The 3,767-nt window shown below is 55.3% G+C and carries 3 protein-coding genes; 2 read left to right on the top strand and 1 reads right to left on the bottom strand.

Annotation, left to right across the window (positions count from 1 at the left end; translation table 11 throughout):
* Positions 1 to 32 precede the first annotated feature (32 nt).
* Entirely contained in the window at positions 33 to 1,385 is a 1,353-nt protein-coding gene (gene gdhA, locus RTU96_RS12315) for an NADP-specific glutamate dehydrogenase (protein WP_312636914.1), read from the bottom strand.
* Between the two features lie 318 nt (positions 1,386 to 1,703).
* Here gdhA and RTU96_RS12310 point away from each other — a divergent pair, with 318 nt between their 5' ends.
* Positions 1,704 to 2,270, top strand: a complete 567-nt coding sequence (locus tag RTU96_RS12310) for a phosphoribosyltransferase family protein (RefSeq protein ID WP_312636913.1) — start codon at positions 1,704 to 1,706, stop codon at positions 2,268 to 2,270.
* Positions 2,271 to 2,509: 239 nt separating this feature from the next.
* Positions 2,510 to 3,767: cache domain-containing protein (locus tag RTU96_RS12305; protein ID WP_312636912.1), on the top strand; the 1,258-nt coding region annotated here is incomplete at its 3' end.

Here is a 3,767-nt window from a genome sequence, read left to right as displayed (position 1 = left end):
GAGCCGTGTTTATGAGATGAAGAAAAGCTTTTTTAGAACTGGCCCTGCTGCATCATGGCCTCGGCAACCTTCTTGAAGCCAGCGATGTTGGCGCCGGCCACCAGGTCGTAGCCCAGACCATACTCCTCAGCCGCCTCGGCAGACATGCTGTGAATGGTGACCATCATCTTCTTGAGCTGTGCGTCAACCTCTTCCGCAGTCCAGACCAGACGCTCGGAGTTCTGAGACATCTCCAACGCAGAGACGCCCACGCCGCCGGCGTTAACAGCCTTGGAAGGAGCGACGACCATGTGCTTCTGGCCGCGCAGGAACTCCAGAGCGTCGTTGGTGGTGGGCATGTTGGCGACTTCGATGTAATACTTCACGCCGGACTCGGCAATCTTCTTGGCCCACTCCAGATTGACGTCGTTCTGCATAGCGGCGGGCATGAGGATATCCACGTCCTTGTGGCCCCAGTGCTTGGTACCTTCCACAAACTCGCAGCCGAACTTCTCGGCGTAGGGCTTGCAGTGCATGGGGTCCTTGGCGCGCATGTCAAGGATGAAGTTCAGCTTCTCGTCGGTATCGATGCCGTCGGGATCATGGACGTAGCCGTCGGGGCCAGCCATGTAAGTAACCTTGGCGCCAAGCTCGGCAGCCTTCTTCATGATGCCCCAAGCCACGTTGCCATAGCCGGAGACAGCGATGCGCTTGCCCTCGATGGAGTCGTTCTCGTGCTTGAGAACCTCGCACAGATAATACACAGCGCCAAAGCCCGTGGCCTCGGGACGGATGAGACTGCCGCCGTAGGTCAGGCCCTTGCCGGTGATGACGCCGTTCTCCCACACGCCCTTCAGGCGGCGGTACTGGCCGTACAGATAGCCGATTTCGCGGGCGCCCACGCCCATGTCGCCGGCGGGAATGTCAATGTCGGGCCCGATATAGCGATACAGCGCGGTCATGAAGCTCTGGCAGAAGCGCAGGACTTCGGCGTCGGACTTGCCGGCGGGATCGAAGTCGGAACCGCCCTTGGCGCCGCCGATGGGCAGGCCGGTCAGGCTGTTCTTAAAGGTCTGCTCAAAGCCCAGAAACTTGATGATGCCCTCGTACACATTCTTCTGGAAGCGCAGGCCGCCCTTGTAGGGGCCGATGGCGCCGTTGAACTGGCAGCGCCAGCCACGGTTGGTATGCCAATTGCCCTGGTCGTCTTCCCAAGTCACGCGGAAGGTGAACATACGCTCCGGCTCCACCATGCGGGTAAGCAGGTCGACCTTCTCATATTCGGGGTGCTTCTCAATGACGGGCTCCAGAGAAGAGAAGACCTCCTCCACAGTCTGGACGAACTCGGGCTCGTTGCCGTGCTTGGCCTTTACATTTTCCAGTACGCTGGCAAGATATGCATTCATCAAAAACTTCCTCCTTCATTTTTTAACGGCGATTTTTGCATAAAACAACTGAAATTATCATGTTTGCGCTTTAATTATTCTAGCACTTTCCATGTATGGAAGCAAGCATCCTTTTCTTCATATGGATCATTTTCTCTCCGTATGACGGAAAAAATTCATGCAGGTTTTTGTGCAGTTTAACAAAGAAATGCAAGATGGACGTCTTTTTGCGGAAAATTGGGACTTTACATTGACTTTTTTAGATAGGCCTATATAATAAATATGTTTGGAACCCGGGGAAAATCGGAAATTCGACTGTGTTGTTGGAGGAGTTTTACTATGCGGCAAACATATAAAACAAATATCGCGGGGCTGGAGCGAGAGCTGCCCATCTGCAAGGTGACGGACGATTTATACATCGGCGCGTTCATCTGCTTTGGTGACGCGGAGATTACCGTCGCCTGCGCCCGGGAGCTTTTGAAGCTGGTGCCTCAGGCCGACTATGACTATATGCTTACGGCGGAGGCCAAAAGCATTCCTCTGATTCACGAGATGGCCCGCCAGTCCGGCGTGAAGCGCTATTTTATTGCCCGGAAGGGCCCCAAGGCCTATATGCCCGACCCCATTTATGTGGAGGATCGGTCTATCACCACCGCAGGGTCCCAACGGCTGTATCTGGGCCGGGACGACGCGGACCTCATCCGTGGAAAGCGGGTGCTGCTGATGGACGACGTGATTTCCACAGGCGGCTCTATGCACGCCATGGAAGCGCTGGTGGAGTTGGCGGGGGGAACCACGGCGGGCCGCATCGCGGTGTTTGCCGAGGGAGACGCACAGGCACGGACCGATATTCGGTATCTGGCGCCCCTGCCTCTGTTCAATCCCGACGGAACGGTAAAATGCTGAAAAGATGAAAAGCGGGAGACGGATTGCCGTCTCCCGCTTCTTTTTTATGCCGCATGCCCCTGATGAGCCGCTTTTGGGCGCTCTCCGATAGATTCTTACAAGTGTAAACGGCTGGCTTATATCTCGGGGTAAAAAATGCGCTTTACCTTTATTTTACATAAACTCCACAACCTTCAAACACGGGTATGCTATCGTTTGATATATGAAAAATATGATAGTAATAAAGAGGAAATGAACGTATGAAGGTTTCCATTCAATCGAAGGTCCGTAAAGCGATTGCATATAACGTTGTCGCCACCTGCTTGGTCATTACTGCCATCACCTGCGTGCTGATCGGGCGGTATTCCCTTGAAAATCATAAGGTGTTTGCCCAAAGCCTTGCCGCGTCCTATTCCATGAGCATTACAGAAGCGGTTGCGTCCATTAAAAACCAGATACAGAATGTTGCCGCCGATGAAGCGGTGTGCGACCCCACGCTGGACGCGGCCGACCGCAGGGCCTATCTCAAGGTCAGGACGCGCGGCACTGCCTTTTCATCCTTTTCCGTCAGCAGCAAAACCGGCGTTACCTACGAAGGAGAGGATATTTCGGGCACCGAAAGCTTTCAAAGCGCCATTGCGGGCGTTTCCTTTTTGTCCGCGCCGGGCCTGTTTCCCGGCGAAGAAGCGCCGGTAATTTTGGCCGGTACGCAGATTACGGCCATAGGCCCCACGGGCGTGGTGACCGGCAGCCTGTCTGCCGACTACTTTAATCAGTACATCCGTCAGATTTCCATGGGCAAAACCGGGTACGGCTTTATTATGGACCCCAGCGGTACAATTGTTTCTCATCCGGATGACGCGATGCTGGCAGTCAATCTGCCGGAGAGCGTGGACGCCGCCGCCCAACCGGAGTGGGCGGCGCTTCTTGCGCGCATGTGCGCGGGAGAGTCCGGCGCGGAGGTTGTAACGAATGAGGGCTCCAAAAAGCTTGTGGCCTACGCGCCCATTGCCGGTCCGGAAGGGTGGGTGCTTGCCGTCAGTCAGGATTACGACGAAATCCTTGCCATGAGCCGTCAGCCAATCTGGATTTCGCTTGTGGTGATGGTGCTGGCGGTGATTTGCTCATCTGTTTTCTCCGCCCGGACGGCGTCCTCGCTTGCCCGCCCCATCGCTGCGGCGGTTACGCGCTTGCAGCAGCTTGAACAGGGGGATTTGGAATCTCCCGTTCCCACCGACGCATCGGTTAGGGAAGTGGAGGCTTTGCTGCAAGCACTGGAACACACGGTTTTTTCCCTGCGCGGCTATGTGTCGGAAATCTCCACCGTGCTTTCCTGTATCGCAGACGGAGATCTCACCGTCAAAAAGGAGCAGGAATACCTTGGCGATTTCGCGCCCATCGGCACGTCCTTGGAGACCATTCTGTTGTCCCTGAACGGGGTGTTTTCCGAAATTGGGATGGCGGCTTCCACCATCCATCAGGGCGTCAATCAGGTTTCTTCCGGTTCCATAAAATTTT

It is taken from the genome of Oscillibacter sp., assembly GCF_032018205.1.
GTDB lineage: Bacteria > Bacillota > Clostridia > Oscillospirales > Oscillospiraceae > Oscillibacter.
Note: the sequence above shows the minus strand (reverse complement) of the source record. Positions and strands in the feature narration are given on the sequence as shown.